Below are 21,272 nucleotides of genomic sequence, written 5' to 3'. Positions count from 1 at the left end.
GTGCACACCATCTCCACCCTCTGGAAGCAGTCCATGGCCGGACTGCGCGTCCTGCTCGTGCTGACCGTCCTGCTGGGCGTGGTCTACCCACTGCTCATCTGGGGCGTTGGCAGGCTGCCGGGGCTCTCCGCCAACGCGGAGGGGTCGCTGATCTACCAGAACGGCCAGCCGGTCGGGTCCGAGCTGATCGGCATCGACCTGGTGGACGAGCGGGCCAAGGACAACCCGGCCCTGGACCGCTGGTTCCACCACCGGCCCTCCGCGCTGACCAAGGACGTGCCGAGCCCCGGCGACACCGCCAGTTCCGGCGGTTCCAACAAGGCCGGGGACAACGAGGACCTGCGCAAGGCGATCGAGGACCGCAAGGCCGCCATCGTGGCCCGTGAGCAGGTCGAGGCGAGCAAGATCCCGGCCGACGCGGTCACCGCCTCCGCCTCCGGGCTGGACCCGCACATCAGCCCGGCCTACGCCGAACTCCAGGCGTCCAGGGTGGCCAGGGAGAACGGCGTCGACCTGGCCGTGGTCCGGCGGCTGATCGAGGAGAACACCGCCAAGGGGATCGGCGAGCCCGGTGTCAACGTGCTCAAACTCAACCTCGCTGTGCAGGCCGCGCGGCGTTGATGACCAGGGTCCGGCTGGTCCAGGTGCAGACTGAGCCCGTGAGCGAGTACGGCAAGCGGCGGCGCCGAGGTGAGTTGCGCATCTACCTCGGCGCCGCCCCGGGCGTCGGCAAGACCTACGACATGCTGTGCGAGGCGCACCGGCGACTCGAACGCGGCACCGACGTGGTCGTCGGCTACCTCGAGACGCACGGCCGGGAGAAGACCGCGGAACTCGTGCGCGGGCTGGAAGTGTTGCCGCGCAAGGCGATGACCCACCGCGAGGTCGAGCTGACCGAGCTGGACATCGACGGGCTGCTGGCCCGCGCGCCCGAGGTGGCGGTGGTCGACGAGCTGGCGCACACCAACGCGCCCGGCTCGCGCAACAGCAAGCGCTGGGAGGACATCGAGGAACTCCTGGAGGCCGGGATCGATGTGCTCTCCACGGTGAACGTGCAGCATCTGGAGTCGCTCAACGACGTGGTGCAGCGGATCACCGGGGTGCCGCAGCGGGAGACCGTGCCGGATGAGGTGGTGCGCCGGGCCGAGCAGGTCGAGCTGGTCGATGTCACCCCGGAGGCGCTGCGGCGGCGGATGGCGCACGGCAACATCTACCCCGCGCACAAGATCGACGCGGCGCTGGGCAACTACTTCCGGCCGGGCAACCTGACCGCGTTGCGCGAGCTGGCGCTGCTGTGGGTGGCCGACCAGGTCGACGTGGCGTTGCAGCGGTACCGGGCCGAGCACGAGATCACCGACACCTGGGAGACCAGGGAACGCGTGGTGGTGGCCGTCACCGGTGGCGCGGAGAGCGAAACGCTGATCCGCCGGGCCAGCCGGATCGCCAACCGGGCGGGCGCGGAGCTGCTGGCGCTGCACATCCTGCGCAGTGACGGGCTGGCCGGGACCTCAGCGCAGGCGGTGGCGCGCTGCCGCAAGCTGGCCGACGACGTGGGCGCGACCTTCCACACCGTGGTCGGCGACGATGTGCCGACCGCGCTGCTGGACTTCGCCCGCGGGGTCAACGCGACCCAGCTGGTACTGGGCACCTCCCGGCGCAGCAGGCTGGCCCGCGCCTTCGACGAGGGCGTCGGCTCACGGACCGTGCAGCACTCCGGGCCGATCGACGTGCACATGGTCACCCACGATCACGCGGGCGGCGTGCTGCGGCGGCGCCGAGGGCCTGCCCGTGGCGTGCTGAGCCCGTGGCGCAAGACCTTCGGCTGGTTCGCCGCGCTGCTGCTGCCGACCACGGTCACCGCGATCGGGGTGGTGGCCGAGGAGACGCTGAGCATCTCCACCGACGTGGTCGGCTACTTCCTCGCGGTGGTGGTGGTCGCGCTGATCGGCGGACTGGGCCCGGCGGTGCTGACCGCGGTGCTCAGCGGGTTGCTGCTGAACTTCTTCTTCAGCCCGCCGCTGTACACCCTGGACATCGCCAACGAGGAGAACGTGATCACCATCATCGCGATGGTGCTGGTCGCGGTGCTGGTGGCGCTGGTGGTGGACCGGGCGGGACGGCGAGCCGAGCAGGCGGCCAAGGCGCGCACCGAGGCGGCGCTGCTGGCCTCCTACGCGCGCACCGTGCTGACCCATCCCGAACCACTGCAACGGTTGCTGGAGAAGATCACCGAGAACTTCGGGCTCAGCTCCGCGGCCATGCTGGAGGAGCGGGAGGACGACGAGTGGTACGTGGTCGCCGCGGTCGGCCCTGATCCGGCTACCGATCCGGACCAGGCCGATGTGGACGTGCTGATCAGCAGTGAGGTGCACCTGGCGCTCAAGGGCCGGGCGCTGCCCGCGGCGGACCGGGGACTGCTGGAGGCGGTGGCTGGTCAGGCGTTGCTGGCGTTGCGGCAGCAGCGGCTGACCGTGAAGACCGCGGCCGCCGAACGCAAGGCGGCCACCACCGAGTTGCGCACCGCGTTGCTGTCCGCGGTCGGCCACGACCTGCGCACCCCGCTGACCTCGATCAAGGCCGCGGTGAGCAGCCTGCGCGACCCCGAGCTGCGACTCTCCGATGTGGACACGGCGGATCTGCTGGCCACGGTGGAGGAGTCGGCGGACCGGCTGGTCGGGCTGGTGGGCAACCTGCTCGACTCCTCCCGGCTGGCCACCGGCGCGGTGCAGCCGCAGTTGCGCGCGGTGGGCTACTACGAGGTGGTGGCCAGGGCGCTGCGCAGTGTGGACGACCCGTCGAAGGTCGAGGTCGACGTGGACGAGAGCCTGGTCCCGGTGTGCGCCGACGTCGGCCTGCTGGAGCGGGTGATCGCGAACGTGGTGGACAACGCGCTGCGGCACGGTCGCAAGCCGGGCAGCGCCGGGTTCGTGGTGGCGGTGCGGGCCAGCGCGCACGCCGAACGGGTCGAGCTGCGCATCGTGGATCAGGGCGCGGGCCTGCCCAAGGGCGCCGCCGCCACCGTGTTCCAGCCCTTCCAGCGTTTGAACGACCGCGACACCCGGGGCGTGGGCCTGGGGTTGAGCGTGGCGAAGGGATTCACCGAGGCGATGGGTGGCAGCATCCATGCCGAGGACACCCCCGGGGGTGGGCTCACCGTGGTGATCTCGCTGCCCGCGTACCGGATGGCCGAAGAGGAGACAGCCGGATGACCAAGGTCCTGGTCGTCGACGACGAACCGCAGATCGTGCGGGCGTTGCGGATCAACCTGACCGCCCGTGGCTACCAGGTGCTGACCGCACACGACGGCGCCTCCGCGTTGAAGGCGGCAGCCGAGGGCAAACCCGACGTCGTGGTCCTGGACCTCGGCCTGCCCGACATCGACGGCACCGAGGTCATCTCCGGCCTCCGCGGCTGGACCCGGGTCCCCATCCTGGTCCTCTCCGCCCGCACCGACTCCACCGACAAGGTCGAGGCCCTGGACGCCGGGGCGGACGACTACGTGACCAAGCCGTTCGGCATGGACGAACTGCTGGCCCGGCTGCGCGCGGCGGTCCGGCGGGCGAGCAACTCCGGCGAGGAGGAGCAGCCCGTCGTGCAGACGGCCTCGTTCTCGGTGGATCTGGCGGCGAAGAAGGTGCTCAAGGACGGGGCCGAGGTGCACCTGACGCCGACCGAGTGGGGGGTGCTGGAGGTTCTGGTGCGCGGGCGGGGGCGGCTGGTGGCGCAGCGGCAGTTGCTGCAGGAGGTGTGGGGGCCCAACTATGCGACGGAAACGCATTATCTGCGGGTGTACCTGGCGCAGTTGCGACGCAAGCTGGAACCGGAACCGGCGCACCCGCGGCATCTGTTGACGGAGCCGGGGATGGGGTACCGGTTCGAACCCTGACCCCGTCCACAACAGCCAACGTGGAGTACAAGAACGGCCAACACTCGCGGGTGGGGGTCAGGCGCGTTGCAGGGCGGCTACTGAGCGGATCAGGCCGTTGCGTTCCAGGGCGAGCAGGGTGTCCCCGGGGCGTTCCGGCGGGCGGCGGCGGGCGTCGGCGATCTGCTGGACGCAGCCCCACACGACCTTGGCGTCGAGGTCGATCTGGTCCAGCACGAAGTCGTCGGCGGACTTCGCCTCGATGTCCCACTGCCCGACCTGACCCGGTGGGAAGTCCTTGAGGTTGTTGGTCACGATCACCTGCGCACGGGCCTTGATCGCGGCGGCCAGCACGTGCCGGTCGTCAGGATCGGGGAGTTCGAGCCCGGCTTCCAGCGGTTCGTAGTTGGTCACCAGGCAGTCCCGGACCGCGCACACCATGAGCTTGCGGGTGCGGGCGAGCGCGTCCGGGGCCAGGTCGGGCCGGTGCGCGCGCAGGCTGTCGAAGACCTCGTCCAGGATCCGGTTGGTCCACCTCGCCTGCACCAGACCGGCGCGGGCGATGCGGATCAGCAGGTCGCGCAGTGTGCTGGGGTAGAGCACACACGCGTCGTAGACCACGACGAAGGACAACTCAGGTCAAACCCATCTCCTGGGTCAACGCGGTCAGCTCGTCGGCCGCCTCGCGTCGACGTTGGTCGTCACGCCGCAGGTATCCCAACAGCGAGGTGACCCGGATCCGGCGGTGTTTGCCCACCTTGCGGTAGTCGATCTCGCCGGCGTCGAGCAGGCCGATCAGGTACGGGCGGGAGACGTTGAGCAGGTCGGCGGCCTGCTGGGTGGTCAGTTCGGCGTTGGTGGGCACCACCGAGACGCCTTGGCCCGCAGCCATGTGCGCCAGGATCCGGGCGAACAGTTCGACCGCGGCGCGCGGCACGATCAGTTCTTCGCCGTCCTCGGCCACTCGCAGGCGGATCTCGTTGGGGCCGTCGGGGTGCCGGGTCAGGTAGTCGGTGACCCTGGCCAGGGCGGCGTCGGCGGTCCGGACGTCGCCCTCGTCCGGTTGCACCTGGTCGTTCGTCAGGGTGGTCATGGCTGTCTCCTCCGCTAAACGCAGTATCCGCAATAAGTGCAGTGAACGCAACTGGGGTGGGGGCTCGGGGTGCGGTGGGTCGGGTCGGCTGGGCGTCTGGTGCAGGAGCTGTTCGGCCGGACGGGCCCGCGGGCTGGGCTGATCCCGGCGGCGTTGGCGCGTACTGCCGGGAATTGGCAGCGGAACGGCAAGATCGGTTGTCCTGGACTTACTTGATTAAGTAACCGGGAATGGGCCGAATGGCCGTGGTTGGGCCGTTCGAGTCATCCTCCGCTCTTCCGGGCAGCATAAGCGTAGAACCGGTTGACACCTGTCCGCGGGCGGCACAAAACTGGGCGACGGTCCTTGTGTGGCCGTTGTGTGAGGGGAAAAGGGGTGGGGATCCCGGCACGTACCGCGTTCTGACGTGATCAATTGCTTGTAGCGGTTGGTCTGGCGTTGGCGTGGTTTCTGGGGGTCTTATTCTGCATGTGCTCTTTTCCTTGAACGCCGCTGTTTCGAGGAATGGAGGTGGCATGCCCGTCACGCCGACCTATCCAGGCGTCTACATCGAGGAGCTGCCCAGCCGGGTCCGCACGGTCGCCGCGGTCTCGACCTCGGTGACCGCCTTCGTCGGCTACACCAGCCGCGGCCCGGTCAACGAGGCCGTCACGATCACCAGCTTCGCCGACTTCGAGCGTCGCTTCGGCGGCCTGGCCGGCGCCAGCGCGGTCAGCTACGCCGTGCAGCAGTTCTTCCTCAACGGTGGCACCGTCGCCGTGATCGTCCGGGTCGCCAAGGGCGCCGAACACGCCACCGCCGGTATCTACAGCCGGGCCGACGCCGGGAAGAAACGGGTACTCACCCTGCGCGCTAGTGAGCCCGGGACCTGGGGAAACGGGTTGCGGGTGAGTGTTGATCACGGCACTTCGACGCCGGATGCCACCTTCAACCTCCAGCTCAGCCACCCCAGCGGGCAGCGGGAGAGCTACGCCGGGGTGTCCATGGACCCCGGCCACGAACGGCACGTCGCCGCCGTGGTCAACGGCAGTTCCCGGCTGGTCACCCTCACCGTGGACAACGATCCCGAGCCCACTCAGCGGCCGGACCCGGTCGGCACCAGCTCCGGCAAGTTCCCCGGCGCCGCGCCCGAGGTCTCCGGTGAGCTGGAGGTCTCCGTGCTCGGCGGGTCGACCGTGCACAAGCTGACCCTGCTCAAAACCGGCGATCCCAAGCCCGCCAACCTGATCGAGCTGGCGTTGCTGCTGGAGAACAAGCTGCGCACGCTGCCGGACACTCCTGGCGATCGCACCTACGGCGCGGCCACCGTCACCGTGCGCGGGCACCGGCTGCAGGTCGTGGCCGGCACCGCCGACGCCGGGGTGGTGCTCAAACTCGAAGGCGTGGTCGGCAACAACCTCGGCTTCGGCGGCGGTCGCAACGTCACCGCCTACGCCTTCGGCGGCGGCGAGAACGAGGGCCAGGCCCCCGGCAAGGCGGGCGAGGACGGCGATCTGCCGGGGCACACCGAGTTGATCGGCAACGAGGGCGCCAAGACCGGGCTCTACGCGCTGCGCGATGTCGACGACGTCGGCCTGCTCGCCCTGCCCGAGGCCGCCGCGCTGCCCGGCGACACCGACCTCACCCGGATGGTCGACGTGCTCGGGCATGCCAGCAGGCTGTGCCGGACCAAACGGATGTTCCTGCTGGTGGACGCCCCACCCGCGTGGTCGAGCGTGGACGCGGTGCGGGCCAACCTGCACCGGCTCGGCTCGGTCCGCAGTGATCACGCCGCGCTCTACTTCCCCCGGCTGCAGCTGCTCGACCCGCTCAGCGGGCGGCTGCGCGCCTTCCCGCCGTCGGGGGCGGTAGCCGGCGTGATGGCCCGCACCGACGCCGAACGCGGCGTGTGGAAAGCCCCCGCCGGCACCGAGACCAGGCTCAACTCGGTGCAGGGCCTGACCGTGCCGATGACCGATCCGGAGAACGGCCTGCTCAACCCACTGGCGGTGAACTGCGTCCGGTCCTTCCCGGTGATCGGCCCGGTGGTCTGGGGCGCGCGCACCCTCGACGGCGCGGACGCGACACCCTCACAGTGGAAGTACGTGCCGGTCCGGCGTACCGCGCTGATGATCGAGGAAAGCCTGTATCGCGGCACCAAGTGGGTGGTTTTCGAGCCCAACGACGAACGGCTCTGGGCACAAATTCGACTGAATATCGGCGCATTCATGCACTCGTTGTTCGAGCGCGGCGCATTCCAGGGCACCTCGGCCAGGGACGCCTACTTCGTGAAATGCGACAAGGACACCACGACGCAGAACGACATCAACAGCGGCGTGGTGAATGTCCTGGTCGGCTTCGCCCCGTTGAAACCGGCGGAGTTCGTGATCATCAAGATCGAGCAGCTCGCCGGACAGATCGAGGTCTAGGGGTACTCATGGCCGAGTTCACCGTCAACCCGCAGCGGTTCGACCCGTACAAGAACTTCAAGTTCCTGGTGGTCTGCGACGGCCGCGTGGTGGCAGGCGTGTCCAAGATCAGCCCGCTCAAGCGCACCACCGAGGTGGTCAAGCACCGCAGCGGCGGCGACGCCAGCTCACCGCGCAAGTCCGCGGGGCGCACCGAGTTCGAGGCGATCACCCTGGAACGCGGGGTCACCCACGACCCGGACTTCGACCGCTGGGCCAACAAGGTCTGGCTGGTCGGCCAGGGCCGCGGCGCGGAGATGTCGCTGCGGGACTTCCGCAAGGACATCGTCATCCAGGTGCTCAACGAGTCCGGTCAGGTCGCCTTGGCCTACAAGGTCTACCGGGCCTGGCCGAGTGAGTATCAGGTGCTGGGCGAGCTGGACGCGAACGCCAACGCGGTCGCCATCCAGAGCCTGAAGCTGGAATGCGAGGGCTGGGAACGGGACTACGAGGTCGCCGAACCAGAGGAACCGTCGCTGAGCAACCCGGCCTGAGCCGATGGCGGCGCCGAGCGAGCTGCTGGATGCCTGGGAGCGCGGGCTGGCGGCCGGACACACCCAGCGCGCGCTCCTGCTGCACCGGCTGGCCCGCCCGGCGGCCGGTGCCAACGAGCTGCTCGCGGCCCCGGTAGGGCAGCGGGACCGCGAGTTGTTCGGGTTGCGCCGGGAACTCTTCGGCGACCGGCTCAACGGGCGGCTGTCCTGCCCGGACTGCGCCGAGGAACTGGAGTTCGACTTCACCGCGGGCGCGGTGCTGGCCATCGGTCCGACCGCCGAGGCGGTGCAGGTCGAACACGGCGGTTACCGGGTGCGGGTGCGCCCGCCGACCCCGGCCGACGTGCTCGCCGCCGGGGCGGCAGGCCGGGACGCGCGCGCCGAGCTGCTGCGGCGGATCGTGCTGACCGCCACCCGCGACGGCCACCCGGTCGGCGCCGACGACCTCCCGCCGTCGGCGCGGACCGCGGTGGCCGAGGCCGTCGCCCGGCTCGACCCGGCCGCCGAGGTGCTGCTCGACGTGCCCTGCGTGGCCTGTGGCAGCCGGGCCAGGGCGCTGCTGGACATCGCCGCCTACCTGTGGGCCGAACTCGACTCCTGGGCCCGCGGCCTGCTGCTCGACGTGCACGCACTGGCCGGGGCCTACGGCTGGACCGAGCCGGAGGTGCTCGCGCTGAGCCCCACCCGCCGCCGCTACTACCTGGAGCTGGTGGGACATGACTGAGCCCGACTTCCTCGACCGCCTGCTCGCCCGCTGCCTGCCCGGCGCGGGCCTGCCCACCGACGCCACCCCGGTGCGGCCCAGGCTGAACCAGCTCTTCGAGCCTTCCGTACCCGCGGCGGCGGAACCCGACTCCGCCGAGCCACCGCGGGCCACCACCCCGGCCGTCGCAGGTCCGGGGAGCCCGGCGGCAGCGCCGCGCGCCGTCCCACCACCGGCCACCGCACCAGCGGCGGAATCGGTTCCGGCGCACTCACCGACGGCAGGCCCGCCGGTGACCGCGTCCGCCGGGGCCGAGCCGGTGTCGACGCCGGCGCTGCTGCCGGTGCGCACCGTGGTTGAACCCGGGCGCCAGGAGAACCGTTCTGTCAACGAGACCATCACGGAGCGGCGGATCCCGGTTACCGCCGCTCCACCCCACGGGCCGGCCGATGTGGAATCCCCAGTCGCATCGGTCGGCCCCGCAGCCCCACCGCGGCCTGGGCCTCGACCCCAGGCCGCGGTGACGCCACGGCGGCGGCGCGCGGTAGAACCCGCGCCGCCGTCGGTGACGGTCAGCATCGGCAGGCTGGAGGTCACCGCCACCGCGCCGGATCCCCTTGCCCGGCAACGGGACCGGCCGAGTCGGACGGAACCGGCGCTGGGCCTGGCCGAGTACCTCGGCGGTGACCGATGAGCAACACCCTCGCCATCGCCACCGTCACGCACGCCCTGTGCGGTTACCTGGCCCGGTCCCTGGACGTCGGGATCGCGGTCAACGTCAACCCGCGGAAACCACCGGCCGATCCGCCATCGGACCCGACGATCACGGTGTTCCTGTACCAGGTCACCCCGAACGGCTCGCTGCGCAACGCCGACGCGCCCACCCGTGGCCCGGACGGCGCGGTGCTGCGCAAACCACAGGCCGCGCTGGACCTGCACTACCTGATCAGCTTCTACGGCGAGGAGACCAGCGCGCTGCCGCAGCGGCTGCTGGGCAGTGTGGTGCGCGCGCTGCACGAGGACCCGATCCTGTCCCGCAAGGACATCGAGGACGCGGTGCTGTTCCACCCGCACCTGGCAGGCAGCGATCTGGCGGCCAGTCCGCACAAGGTCCGGTTCACCCCGGCCCAGCTCGACCTGGACGACCAGTCGAAACTGTGGTCGATGCTGTTCCAGACGCCGTACGCGGTGTCGCTGCACTACCTCGCCTCGCTGGTGCTGGTGGACGGCCGCAGCACCCCGCAGGCCGGGAAACCGGTGCTGCGCAGGCACATCCACGTCGAACCGTTCGTCCGGCCGGTGGTGGAGCAGGTGCTCTCGCTGCCGCAGGGCGCGGATCCGGCCACCCCACCGGACACCGGGCCGATCACCGCGGACCGGGACCTGGTGCTGACCGGGCTCAACCTCGGCCGCCCCGACCCGGTCGCGCTGGTCGGCGGGCTGGTCGCGCCGGTGCGCCGGATCTCCGACGCCCAGGTGGTGCTCGGCCAGCCGGCCAACCTGCCGCCAGGGGTGCACACCGTGCAACTGCGCTACCCGGTCCAGCTCGACCCGGCCAGCGAGCCACGGCCACTGCTGGAATCCACTGCCGCGCCCTATGTCCGGCGGCCCAGGGTGCTGCGCGCGGAACGACGCGGGCAGGGCGTGTGGCTGCGGCTGGACATCCCGGTCGAGGCAGGCCAGCGGGCCCAGTTGCTGCTCGACGGCACCGGCGCGCGGGGCCGCAGTTACCAGTTCACCGCGCCGTTCCCGCTGGTCGGCGTGCCCGAACCGGTGCGGGAGCTGGCCGTGCCGATCAAGAACGTGGTCGCCGGACGCTACCTGGTGCGGGTGCAGGTGGACGGCGCGCAGAGCCCGCTGGAGTTCGCGGGCGGCGCGTTCACCGGACCCAGCGTGGAGATCACCGGCTGAGGAGAGGGGGTCGGCGGGTGCATCAGGACGCGGTGGTCAGCGCGGTGCGCCGGGTGCTCGCGCGCCTGGACGCGCATGCCGCCGGCCTCGGTCAGGCCGTGGAAGGCGTTGCGGCGCCAGGGGAACTGACCGCGCTGGACGCGCTGTGCGTGTGCTTCGGGCTCTCCGGCTTCGAGCGCGATGTGCTGCTGCTGTGCGCGGCGATGGAACTCGACCCCAGCACCGCGGCCCGCTGTGCCGCCGCGGCCGGTGACCCCGAACGCGGCTACCCGACCTTCTCGCTGGCCCTGGCCGCCCTGGCCGAACCGCACTGGAGCGCGCTGCCGCCGATCGCGCCGCTACGCCGCTGGCTGCTGCTCGAACCCGAACCCGGCGCGCTGACCACCGCGCGACTGCGGATCAGCGAGCGGGTGCTGCACTTCCTGGTCGGACTGCCCTATGTGGACACCCGCCTGCACGGACTTCTCCGCCGGGTGCGCGCCGAGGCCGAACTGCCCGACTCGCAGTGGCGGTCGGCGCAGGCGCTGCTCGCGCACTGGCACGAGCCGGGCGGTCTGCCCCAGGCCGAACTGGCCGGTGCCGATGAACGCACCCGCTGGGAGGTGGCCGCGGCCGCCGCCGATCAGGGCGGGCTGTCGCTGTACGTGCTGCGCGCCGAGGACCTGCCCGGTGCGCCGGCGGAACGGGAGCTGCTCGGGCGACTGTGGGAGCGGGAGGCGTTGCTACTGCCCGCCGCGCTGCTGATCGAGGTCACCGAGGCCACCCCGGCCCAGCGCGCGCTGGTGGAGCAGTTCACCCACGAGCTGGGCGCGCCGGTGGTGGTCTCCAGCACCGATCCGCTCGCCGGCAACCCCAGGGGCCGGGCCCGGATCACCGTGCCCGCGCCGACCGAGGACGAGCAGCGCGGACTGTGGGCCGGGGCGCTCAACGGGTCCGGCGCGGCCATGTCCGAGACCGACCTAGCCCGGCTGACCGCCCAGTTCTCCTTGCCCGGCCACGTGATCCGGGCCGCGGGTGAATCGGTGCGGCGGGGCGCGGGCGAGGGCGGGGACCCGGCGGCATTGGCCTGGCAGGCCGGTCTGGACCACGCCAGGGTGGCCCTGGAAGAACTGGGCCGACGAGTCGAACCCCGGGCGGAGTGGGCGGATCTGGTGCTGCCCCAGCCACAGCAGACCATCCTGCGGGAGATCATCGCGCACGTCCGGCAACGCGCGGTGGTGCACCAGGACTGGGGCTTCGAGAAGGTGCTGCGCCGAGGGCTCGGCGTCACCGCGCTCTTCGCCGGGGGCAGCGGCACCGGCAAGACCCTGGCCGCCGAGGTGCTGGCCGGGCGACTCGGGCTGGACCTGTTCGTGGTGGACCTGTCCCAGGTGGTCAGCAAGTACATCGGGGAGACCGAGAAGAATCTGCGCCGGGTCTTCGACGCGGCCGAACGCGGTGGCGCGCTGCTGCTCTTCGACGAGGCCGATGCCCTCTTCGGCAAGCGCAGCGAGATCAAGGACAGCCACGACCGCTACGCCAACATCGAGGTCAGCTACCTGCTGATGCGGATGGAGTCCTACCGCGGCCTGGCCATCCTGACCACCAACATGAAGAAGGCCCTGGATACGGCGTTCCTGCGGCGGATCCGGTTCGTGGTCGACTTCCCGTTCCCCGGCCCGGCCGAACGCGCCGAGATCTGGCGCCGGGTCATCCCGGACAGCACCCCGACCGACGGCCTGGACGTGCGGAAGCTGGCCCAGCTGACCGTGGCGGGCGGCAGCATCCGCAACGTCGCGCTGTCCGCGGCCTTCCTGGCGGCGGAGGCGGGTCAGGCGCTGTCCATGCGGCACCTGCTGGCCGCCGCGCGTACTGAATACCTGAAGCTGGAACGCGCGCTCACCCCGCCGGAGGTGGCCGGATGGGTGTGAACATCGAGATCGGCGAGCTGGTGCTGACCGGCTTCGGGCGGATCAACGCCGACCGGGTGGCCGAGTCCTTCCAACGGGAACTGACCCGGCTGCTCACCCAGCACCCCGTTGCGTTCACCGGACGGGACATCGACCTGGTGGGCGGGGCGCCGCCGCTACCGCCCACCAGGTCGGCCCGCGGACTCGGTCAGGCGCTGGCCAGGGCTGTCCACAGTGGACTGTTGGCGGCCGGCCCATGACCAGATCCGTCGAGCGCCGCCCGGCCACATCGCCGGAGCGGAAGAAGCCGGACGCCACCGCGGCCAGGGCCCCGCGCGAACTCCGCGAGGTGCTGGCCGCCCCCGGCCACCCGGTCGACCCCGGCCTGCGCCGCGAGCTGGAAACCAGGCTGGGCCACGACTTCAGCCGGGTCCGGGTGCACACCGACCAGGACGCGGCCACCGTCGCCGAACTGGTCGGCGCGGAGGCGGTCACGGTCGGCCAGGACATCTTCTTCGCCAAGGGCCGCTACCGCCCGGAAACCGTCGAAGGCCGCCACCTGCTCACCCACGAGCTGCTGCACACCATCCAGACCCCGCACCCCATGGGCGAACTGGCCGCAGGCCGCGATCCGGGCGCGGTCAGCACCCCCGGCCAGCCGGCCGAACGCGAGGCCGAGACGCTGGCCGAACAACCGGGCGAGGTCAGGGAGAAGGCCAGGGCGGCCGGGTGGATGCGCTACGCCACCACGACCGCCGACCACCTGCGCACCGAACGACTGGACCCGGCGACGCTGGTGGATCGCCTGGTGGCGGCGGTGTTGCGGAGCCTGCGCGGGGATCCGACGGACGCCTCCGGGCGGGTGCGGTTGCAGCTGGGGCGGTTCACCCCGGAGCTGCGGGAGACGGTGCTGGCGCGGTTGGAGCGGCGGCTGCCGTCGGCGGAGTACGCGCGGGTGCTGGCGCTGATGGCGGAGGTCGACGAGACCGCGGCCGCGCCGGAGGTCGAGAACGCCGCCGTGCCCGAGCCGGTGGTGGAACAGCCCACGCCGGAACTCGAACCCGAGCCTGAGCCGGAACCCCAGCCACGGCCGGAGCCCGAGCCGCAGGAACCGGAAACCGAGCCGGACCCGGAACCCCAGCCCGAGCCGGAGCCGGAGCCGGAGCAGCCCGCGGAACCGGAACCGGAGAAGAAGGAAGAGGAGAAGGAAAAGGAAGAAGAGAAGGAGGAGCGGCCCCAGGAGGAGCCGGGGCAACCCGCTCCGGAGCAGGCCGCGCAGGAAGCCGCCGCCCAGCCCGCGGCCCAGCTGCCCGGCGCCCTCGGCGCGCCCACCATGGCTGGCCCACCGGCCGGTGCGACCCCGGAACCGCTCGCCGCCCGAGCCGATCCACGCGAAGCCGCGGTGCAGCCGGAACGCGTTGAGGCCGCCGTCACCGGCCCGGAAAGCCCGCTGGCCCGGCACGGCTTGCTGGAACGCGAGGAACCCGCCGAAGAACCACCGGAACAGGAGCAGCCGCTTGGTCTGGAGCCGGGCGCGGAGTCCGAAGTGGACACTCCGGACCCAGAACCGCCGGAGCAACCGGCCCAACCGGAACTGACGGCCGAGGACCACCTCCCGGCCGGGGATCTGGATGTCTCGCGGGTGCCGACCGCGGATCAGTTGACGTTGCCCGCGGGTGGCACACCACCGGCTCCGGCGCAGGCGCCGAGTTTCCCCGCGCCACCGCCGACGAAGGCCGAGCAGACCCCGGAACCACCGGAAGTGGACGACCCGGAACCCGAGGCGCCAGTCGCCGCCGAACCGGCCCCCGCCATCGAACCGAGCACCGCCGCCGAGCCGGAGGCCGCGCCGCCACAAGCCGCTCCGGCGGAACCGGCCGCACTCACCACGCAGGAGCGCCCCGCCGAACCCGCACCGGCCCTCGAATCGGCCGAGATGCCCGGCGCCGCAACGGAATCCGGTCCCGGGCAGGCTGCGGTCCCCGGTCCAGGCGGTGGCGTCCAGGATGGCCTCGGCACTCAGTCCGATCTTGGTGCGCCCGGCCCCGGCACCGCTGGTCCCGACATTCCTGGCGCCGTAGCCGGTCCCAGCCCTGCTGGCCCAGGCACTCCCGGCCCCAACACCCCCGGCCCCGCTGGTCCCGAGGCGTCGCTCGAACCCGGCGGTGGCGCCTGCGCCGGTGCCCCCGAAGCCACCACCACAGCCGCCGCCCCCGAATCCGCCCCCGCGGGCGGAGGAGGCGCCCCGGCCCCGGCCGCCGCCCCGGCCGAACAGCAACCCACCACCCCCGACGTCTCCGGCCAGCCCCCGGAAGCCGCGCTCGCCGCGGTCGGCACCCTGCCCATCGACCGCATGCAGACCTCGCTGTCCCAGGTCGACGCCTCGGTCACCCGCACCATCGGCGAGCAGCAGTCCGCGCTGCAGGCCGCGCCGCCCAGCATGGAACGGCCGGTCGGTGCGCCGCAGACGCTCGACGGGCCGCCGCGGGTCGCGCCGCCAGGGGATCCGGAGCGGGCCAGGCTGGAGCGGGCCCAGGCCGAGGAGGCGGATCGGCAGAAACAGGCCAAGGCGGAACAGGTCCACAGCGAGCAGCAGCCGGTGCCGCGGCCGCACCTGGCCGGGGACACCCAGGGCAAGGTCACCCCTGGCGATGTGCAGAACGTGCAGCAGGCGGTGCGGAATGTGCCGACCACCGATCCGGCGATGAACACCACGGTCGCGCCGCCACCGAAGGTCGAACTGACCGGGCAGGCCGACCCGGCACGCACCGACGAGCAGCAGCGCAAACTCGCCGAGCAATCCCAGCAGCTGCACAACACCGGGCGCGGGGAGTCGGCCAAACCCCTTGGCGAAGACCAGATCTTCCCGAACGTGCCAGCCGAAACCCTGGCCGCCGAGGTCCCCGCGCCCACCGGTGGCCAGGCCGCGCCCGGTCCCGGCGGGCCCGCCCCTGACCAGGGCATCGCCGTTGTCGCGCAACAGGAACGCGGTCCGCAGGTGCAGGCCGCGGTGTCCCAGGGCCAGGGGCAGCTGGGCACGGGACGGCAGGGTCACGAGCAGTCGGCGGCGCAGGAGAACGCCCGGCACGAGTCCGAGGTGACCCGCACCGTCGCGGAGAACTCGCAGGCCCAGGCCGCCGAACGGGGCAAGGTCGGCACGGACGCCGCGGCCAAGCGGGAGGAGTGGCGGGCCGAGCAGGACCAGAAGATCGAGGAGAACAACGAGCAGGCGGTCAAGGAGCACGGCAAGGCCAACGGCGAGGTGGTCAAGCAGAAGACCGAGACCGACGAGGCCAACGCGCGCCGGGAGACCGAGGAGAACGACAAGATCCAGCGCGAGCGCCAGGACGCCGAGCGCAAGGCGGCGGAGGAGAAGCGGCGCAAGGAGAAGGAGGCCGAGGGCGGCGGCTTCTTCAGCTGGCTGGCCTCGAAGGTCACCTCCTTCTTCAACGACCTGCTGGACGCGGTCACCGGCTTCTTCAACGCCGCCATCCAGGCGATCAACAACATCGTCCGGACCTTCACCGACCTGGTGACCAAGGCGATCGACTTCGTCCGCGACGCGATCGTCACCCTGATCAACACCCTGGCCGACGTGCTGATCGCGCTCTGCGACGTGCTCGCGGTGTTCTTCCCGGAACTGGCCGCCCGCATCCGCAAGGGCATCGAGGACCTCCGCGACGCCGCCATCGCCACCGTCAACGCACTGGCCGACACCCTCAAGGCAGGCGTCAAAGTCCTGCTTGACCTGCTGGCCAAGGCCCTCACCGGCCTGCTCCGCCTGCTGGAAACCGCGCTCAAGGCGGCGATCGAGGCGGTCCGCACCGCGGTCAACGCCGCTATCGAGTTCGCCAAGGCCGCCATCCAGTTGCTCGGCGAGTTCGCCGCGATCATCGCCGACATCGCCGCCGACGGCGTCGGAACCTGGCTCGGCAAACTCGGCGGCGGCGCCCGCGACGGCGTGCAGAACCACCTGTGGGGTGCCATCCAGACCGGCGTCAAGGAATGGTTCAACGGCAAGGTCGAAGAAGTCCTCGGCCTGGGCAAAGCCATCATGGACATCCTGGTCCGCGGCTGCCTGTCCATCGGCAAGATCGCCAAAATGGCCTGGGACGGCATCATCGCCGCCCTGCCCATGATCATCATCCAGGTCGTCGTCGAACGCCTGGTCTCCCTGATCATCCCCGCCGCCGGCGCCGTCCTGGCCATCGTCCAGGGTCTGATGGCCGCCTGGGGCACGGTCAGCCGGATCCTGGCCGCCATCGGCGCCTTCATCGCCTTCCTCAAAGCCGTCCGCGCCGGCCCGGCCGCTGCCCTGTTCGCCAAGGCGGTCGCCGCGGGCGTGGTGGCGTTGCTGGAGTTCATCACCAACTTCTTAATGACGAAGTTGAAGGGGGCGGCGAAGGGGGTCGGCAGCAAGCTCAAGGGGATCGCGGCTCGGATCGGTCGAGGGCTGGGGCGGGCTGCCAGGGGGACCCGGCGGGTGGCGGGGAACGCGGTGAACTCGGCTCGGCGGGGGCTCCGGTCGGCGAGTCAGGCGTTGCGGGCGCCTCGGCGGGGGGCGGCTCCGGCTGGTAGGCGTCGGCCGGGTGGGGCGGTGGCTGGAACCCGGGGCAGGCCGGGACTCGGGCTGCGACCGGGACGTCCGGGGGCCGGTCGGCAAGCGGCCAGGCGACCGGCGGGTCCGGCCCGGCGACCGTCCATGATGGACAGAGCGAAGGGCGCTGTGCGTACCGGCTTGACCAGAGTGCGCACCGCGGCCAAGGCGCTGGGGACGCGGCTGCGGAACAGCCGGGTCGGCCGGGCCCTGGCCACGGGTGCACGCCGGATCCGCGATCGCTACAACCGGCTCCGGAACCGGTGGCGGGAACGGCAACGTCGACGGCTGGACGAACGCAGACGACGTGCGGAACGGCAGAACTCAACGCAGGCCAAGGACCAGCGGCTGGCCATGATTGTGGCTCGAATCAGGCCCAGGATCCGAGGGTTGCTGCGACGGGGGTTGCGAGATCGGGTATTGCGGGCAGTCCTGGCCGCGCTGCGTGCGTGGTACCGGCTCACCAGCCTCCGGGCAGAAGGCTTCCCGCAGTTCCAGATCGACGCGGTACTCAACCCGAAGAAGCCGGTCACGCCGGGAGTGCACCATGAGTCGCTCGCCCTGCTGGAAGTCGATGCGCGCTTCGATGAGTTCGACATTCAAGACGAAGAAGTCGCGCTGCGCCGGGCCATTGTTGAGGCGATGAAGGGGTTGGACAAAGATGCGGACATTGGTGATGTGAAAAGACGGTGCAGTCTGGCGGCAAGAGCTGTCATCAAGCCGGGTCACACGTTGATCTGGCGGCAGTATGGAGTGGCGCGATGGGTTCTGTTCCTGCATCGAAACGAACGGCGTGAACGCCCCTCTGGGGTGGGTGAGTTTCGCAAGAAGAGTTCCTATCAGGAACAGTCGCGCGAGAGAGGGCAGGCCAAGGATCAGCGAGTGTTCAAGGCGCACGGAGAGGAGTTTGTTCAGGATCACGCAGGTCAGCTGATCCCGCGTACGTTGATTCGCAACATATCGGAAGATGATCGGAAAAACCTGAACAAGAAGCGCGATATCGAGCCCTCGGGTCCCCGGTCGGCGTGGACGATCAAGCAACATGTAGAAGGAAACAAGCCATCTCAGTATATTTCTACTACCAAAGCTGCTGAAGGTGACATCGCGAATCCTCATGGGGAGAAGCTGGGTGGTGAGTTTGGTACGGTTCGGATCGACTGTGCCAAGATTTCGCCAAAGAAGTTGTATGACCTGTCGGCCAAGAAAGGGCAGTCCGACTGGGAGCTGACCAACGCCAAGACTGGCACGGTGCTGCTGTCGGCTGTCGAGGATGTTGTACGTACGCAGGAGGTTCTGATTCGCGGCGCCATCCCCAAGGAAGCAATCGAGAAGATTAAGTGACGAGTAGAGAACGAAAGGGATCCTGGTAACGTGACCATCGAGTCTCACCACTGGCGAGGCTGCTCGCTGTCGGATGGTGCGCTGGAGCGCATGCGTCAGGATCTGCTGCGGTCTGTCCGGGCGCCGGGTTCGCGGGATGCGTTTCTTTCCTTGCTGCGCAGTGGTGACACGGTGGCGGTTGGCGTCGCGCTGGACTTCTACCACCACCTGGACTCGCTGACCCGATTTGGAACTGACAACCCTTTCTATGGCGACCGCGCAGAGGTTCTGTGGCAGGCCCGTTCTGTGCTTGCTCAGCCACCATCGCCAGCCGAGTTGAGCCCGTCCGGAGGAGCGGGCGCCAACCATGCCAGTGCGTTGGCCGCGATGCTCAACCTGGCCGAATCGGAAGACGCTGGGCTGGTCGCCGACGCGCTTGGGGGATCGATCAATCCGGAGGTGCGATCAATGGCCGCGATGACCGCCGGTCGAGTTCTTCGGCAATCGGAAACTCCGGACAGCAGGCTTTTGGACAACCTAGCCTCGGGGATCCGTGACTCGCACGTGCCATTGCCTGAACGCCTGGACCTCCTGGCTTCCCTCGCTGGAGTGAACGCTCCCGAGGCTATTTCCGTGCTGGTATCCACGTTGCAGGCAGATGAGCTGAAGTTGCAGGTGAACGCTGCGTATTTCCTGGCGGCTGACGATCTTCTCGCTGCGCACAGGTCCTTGCTGGAGCAGGTGGTTGAAACCTGGCCGGAGAACGCACCGTATCCCGCTGACGAGGTCCGCGACGCACTTGCCGATGAGGACGATCGATGACCAGATATCTCGACATCCCCAAACCCATCCGCTCCGGCATAGTCGTCGTCGACCCCGAACGCGGCACCCCGCAACGCGTCATCGTCATGCAGTTCAACCCAGACACCCTCGAACGCACCCTCGCCCCCCAAGCCTCCGGCGCCGAACAGGGCGACCGCACCGAAGCCTTACGCCTCAAGGGTCCCGCGATCGAGACCTGGAAGTTCACCGCCGAGATCGACGCCACCGACCAGCTCGACGTGCCAGCGCCCTTCGGTATCCACCCGCAGCTCGCGGTGCTGGAAATGCTCGTGCACCCCACCAGCGGTCAGCTCCGGGCGAACCAGCGACTTGCGGCCGCGGGCACGTTGGAGATCACTCCCATGGAGACCCCGCTCACCCTCTTCGTCTGGGGGACGAGGCGGGTCATGCCGGTGCGGATCACCGAGCTGGCGATCACCGAGGAAGCCTTTGATCCCGAGCTGAATCCGATTCGGGCGGCGGTGAGTCTGGGGTTGCGGGTGTTGTCGGTCAACGACTTGCCCGCCGGGCATCGGGGTGCGGAGCTGTATCTGGCGCATTTGGCGCAGAAGGAGCGTTTGGGGGCGGCAGGTGGGGCCGGTCGGTTGGCGCAGCTCGGGTTGCCGAGCATCTAGGGGAGGGGCTGAACATGACTGAGCCGCTTGAGTTCTTGCCTGATCCGACGGCTTATCCGCGGACCAGCCGGTACTACGGGATCCCGACCGCGGAGCGGGTTGCCGGGGATGGGCGGCGGGTGCCCTACCTGACCCGGCGGTTGCTGCCGGATCCGGCTGGGTTCGCCGAGATCGGGGAGCACGTGGTGCGGGAGGGGGAACGGGTGGAGCTGATCGCGGACCGGCAGTTCGGCGACGCGGGGCAGTGGTGGCGGATCGCGGACGCGAATCCGGTGCTGGATCCGCGGGAGCTGGCCGAGCCGGGGCGGCGGTTGCGGATCACTTTGCCCGCCGGGGTTCCCGGGCCGGTGCTGGACTAGCCATGGCCGCTGATCGCACACCCATTCACCTGACCCTGTTGCTGGGCAGGCGGATTCCGGTGCCCGCGCCGAGGGAGGTGACCGAGGCCCTGCTCTCCGCGCAGGTCACCGTCACCGCCGGACAGCGCAGCGGGTTCCAGCTTTCCTTCGACCTGTCCAAGAAGGGGCTCATCCACAACGTGCTGCTGCCAGCCGGGTTCTTCGACCCGCAGGTGCGGGTGGTGCTGATGGCCACGGTGCGCGGGACGCCGTCGGTGCTGATGGACGGGGTGTGCATCCGGCAGGAGGTGGGGATCAGCAACCAGCCGGGGCAGTCGACGCTGACCGTCACCGGCGAGGACCTGACCGTGCTGATGGACCTGGAGGAACGAGAGGGCGTGCCGTTCCCGGCGATGCCGCCCTCGGCGCGGGTGGCCGCGATCATCGCGCAGTACGCGGGTTACGGCATCGTGCCGGTGGTCATCCCGGAGTTGTTCCCGCAGGCGGCCATGCCCACCCAGCGGATCGACTTCCAGAAGGGCACCGATCTCGGCTACCTCAACGAGCTGGCCAAGGCCAACGGGTACGTCTTCTACCTCGATCCCGGACCCGCGCCGGGCGTCAGCAAGGGTTACTGGGGACCCGAGGTGCGGCTGGGGGTGCCGCAGCACGCGCTCACCGTCAACTCGGACGGATCGTCCACAGTGGACCAACTGACCTTCAGCTTCGACGGGGCCGCCCGCGAACAACCCGTCGCCATGGTGCAGATCCCGTTCACCAGGGTGTCCGCGCCGGTGCCGGTGCCGCAGGTGAGCGTGCTGCGACCGCCGCTGGCGGCCCGGCCGGCGCCCGCGCTGAAGAAGAAGGTCATCGCGGACACCGCCAAGAAGGACACCCCGATGGCACTGGCCGAAACGCTGGCCAAGGCGGCCGAGTCCGCGGACGTGGTCACCGGGTCCGGGCAGCTGGACGTGCTGCGGTACGGGCACGTGCTCCGGCCGCGCGAACTGGTCGGCGTGCGGGGCGCGGGCATCACCTACGACGGCCTCTACTACGTCAAGAGCGTCACGCACAACCTCCAGCGCGGCAGCTACACGCAGAACTTCACCCTCGCCCGCGAAGGCCTGATCGCCCTGCAGCCCAGGGTGATCCCGTGAA

Annotated in this window: 17 protein-coding genes; 15 read left to right on the top strand and 2 right to left on the bottom strand. The window is 70.3% G+C overall.

All coding sequences use genetic code 11. The features are described 5' to 3' along the window. The first annotated feature begins 9 nt into the window (after positions 1-9). From ACTOWY_RS14915 to ACTOWY_RS14905, 3 genes are read left to right on the top strand one after another with little or no spacing between them, the layout of a single operon-like run. The gene (locus ACTOWY_RS14915; RefSeq protein WP_441310469.1) at positions 10-621 is read left to right on the top strand and encodes a potassium-transporting ATPase subunit C; all 612 of its coding nucleotides are present in this window, start codon (positions 10-12) and stop codon (positions 619-621) included. Between the two features lie 38 nt (positions 622-659). Then, entirely contained in the window at positions 660-3,209 is a 2,550-nt protein-coding gene (locus tag ACTOWY_RS14910) for a DUF4118 domain-containing protein (protein WP_441310224.1), read from the top strand. Next, positions 3,206-3,886 carry a response regulator gene (locus tag ACTOWY_RS14905; RefSeq protein WP_185009134.1) on the top strand — a complete coding sequence of 227 codons (681 nt, stop codon included), beginning with the start codon at positions 3,206-3,208 and terminating at the stop codon, positions 3,884-3,886. The genes ACTOWY_RS14910 and ACTOWY_RS14905 overlap by 4 nt, the downstream gene beginning before the upstream one ends. A gap of 57 nt (positions 3,887-3,943) precedes the next feature. Here ACTOWY_RS14905 and ACTOWY_RS14900 read toward each other — a convergent pair whose 3' ends face one another. Together ACTOWY_RS14900 and ACTOWY_RS14895 are read right to left on the bottom strand one after the other, a co-directional pair. Beyond that, positions 3,944-4,498, bottom strand: coding sequence for a PIN domain-containing protein (locus ACTOWY_RS14900; protein WP_441310223.1), 555 nt, complete (start codon positions 4,496-4,498; stop codon positions 3,944-3,946). A gap of 1 nt (position 4,499) precedes the next feature. Continuing rightward, on the bottom strand, positions 4,500-4,958 hold the full coding sequence (locus ACTOWY_RS14895) for a helix-turn-helix domain-containing protein (RefSeq protein ID WP_441310222.1): 459 nt from the start codon (positions 4,956-4,958) through the stop codon (positions 4,500-4,502). 515 nt (positions 4,959-5,473) lie between these two features. Here ACTOWY_RS14895 and ACTOWY_RS14890 point away from each other — a divergent pair. Genes ACTOWY_RS14890 through ACTOWY_RS14835 form a run of 12 tightly spaced genes read left to right on the top strand, consistent with a single transcriptional unit; the run spans position 5,474 to position 21,271 of the window. Next, the gene (locus ACTOWY_RS14890; RefSeq protein ID WP_441310221.1) at positions 5,474-7,366 is read left to right on the top strand and encodes a phage tail sheath family protein; all 1,893 of its coding nucleotides are present in this window, start codon (positions 5,474-5,476) and stop codon (positions 7,364-7,366) included. 8 nt (positions 7,367-7,374) lie between these two features. Beyond that, on the top strand, positions 7,375-7,899 hold the full coding sequence (locus tag ACTOWY_RS14885; RefSeq protein WP_185009126.1) for a phage tail protein: 525 nt from the start codon (positions 7,375-7,377) through the stop codon (positions 7,897-7,899). Between the two features lie 4 nt (positions 7,900-7,903). Continuing rightward, on the top strand, positions 7,904-8,623 hold the full coding sequence (locus ACTOWY_RS14880) for a hypothetical protein (RefSeq protein WP_441310220.1): 720 nt from the start codon (positions 7,904-7,906) through the stop codon (positions 8,621-8,623). Continuing rightward, complete coding sequence (locus ACTOWY_RS14875) at positions 8,616-9,296, top strand: hypothetical protein (protein WP_441310219.1); 681 nt, start codon at positions 8,616-8,618, stop codon at positions 9,294-9,296. The genes ACTOWY_RS14880 and ACTOWY_RS14875 overlap by 8 nt, the downstream gene beginning before the upstream one ends. Continuing rightward, positions 9,293-10,513: a DUF4255 domain-containing protein gene (locus ACTOWY_RS14870; protein WP_441310218.1), complete on the top strand. Its 1,221-nt coding sequence runs from the start codon at positions 9,293-9,295 to the stop codon at positions 10,511-10,513. The genes ACTOWY_RS14875 and ACTOWY_RS14870 overlap by 4 nt, the downstream gene beginning before the upstream one ends. Positions 10,514-10,530: 17 nt before the next feature. After that, the gene (locus tag ACTOWY_RS14865; protein WP_441310217.1) at positions 10,531-12,423 is read left to right on the top strand and encodes an ATP-binding protein; all 1,893 of its coding nucleotides are present in this window, start codon (positions 10,531-10,533) and stop codon (positions 12,421-12,423) included. Next, entirely contained in the window at positions 12,414-12,662 is a 249-nt protein-coding gene (locus tag ACTOWY_RS14860; RefSeq protein WP_441310216.1) for a hypothetical protein, read from the top strand. Before ACTOWY_RS14865 ends, ACTOWY_RS14860 begins: the two co-directional genes overlap by 10 nt. Continuing rightward, positions 12,659-18,340 carry an eCIS core domain-containing protein gene (locus tag ACTOWY_RS14855; protein ID WP_441310215.1) on the top strand — a complete coding sequence of 1,894 codons (5,682 nt, stop codon included), beginning with the start codon at positions 12,659-12,661 and terminating at the stop codon, positions 18,338-18,340. Before ACTOWY_RS14860 ends, ACTOWY_RS14855 begins: the two co-directional genes overlap by 4 nt. 30 nt (positions 18,341-18,370) lie before the next feature. Further along, complete coding sequence (locus ACTOWY_RS14850; RefSeq protein ID WP_441310214.1) at positions 18,371-19,141, top strand: hypothetical protein; 771 nt, start codon at positions 18,371-18,373, stop codon at positions 19,139-19,141. Then, complete coding sequence (locus ACTOWY_RS14845) at positions 19,138-19,776, top strand: hypothetical protein (RefSeq protein ID WP_441310213.1); 639 nt, start codon at positions 19,138-19,140, stop codon at positions 19,774-19,776. Before ACTOWY_RS14850 ends, ACTOWY_RS14845 begins: the two co-directional genes overlap by 4 nt. Positions 19,777-19,790: 14 nt before the next feature. Next, a complete protein-coding gene (locus tag ACTOWY_RS14840; protein ID WP_441310212.1) occupies positions 19,791-20,135 on the top strand; it encodes a LysM domain-containing protein in 345 nt (114 codons plus the stop codon). A 2-nt stretch (positions 20,136-20,137) separates the two neighbouring features. Continuing rightward, positions 20,138-21,271 carry a hypothetical protein gene (locus ACTOWY_RS14835; RefSeq protein ID WP_441310211.1) on the top strand — a complete coding sequence of 378 codons (1,134 nt, stop codon included), beginning with the start codon at positions 20,138-20,140 and terminating at the stop codon, positions 21,269-21,271. Position 21,272 lies beyond the last annotated feature (1 nt).

This window comes from Crossiella sp. CA198, assembly GCF_052078295.1.
In the GTDB taxonomy this organism is placed as follows: domain Bacteria; phylum Actinomycetota; class Actinomycetes; order Mycobacteriales; family Pseudonocardiaceae; genus Crossiella.
The sequence above is the reverse complement of the archived record's forward strand: the minus strand, read 5'-3'. Positions and strand labels throughout refer to the sequence as shown.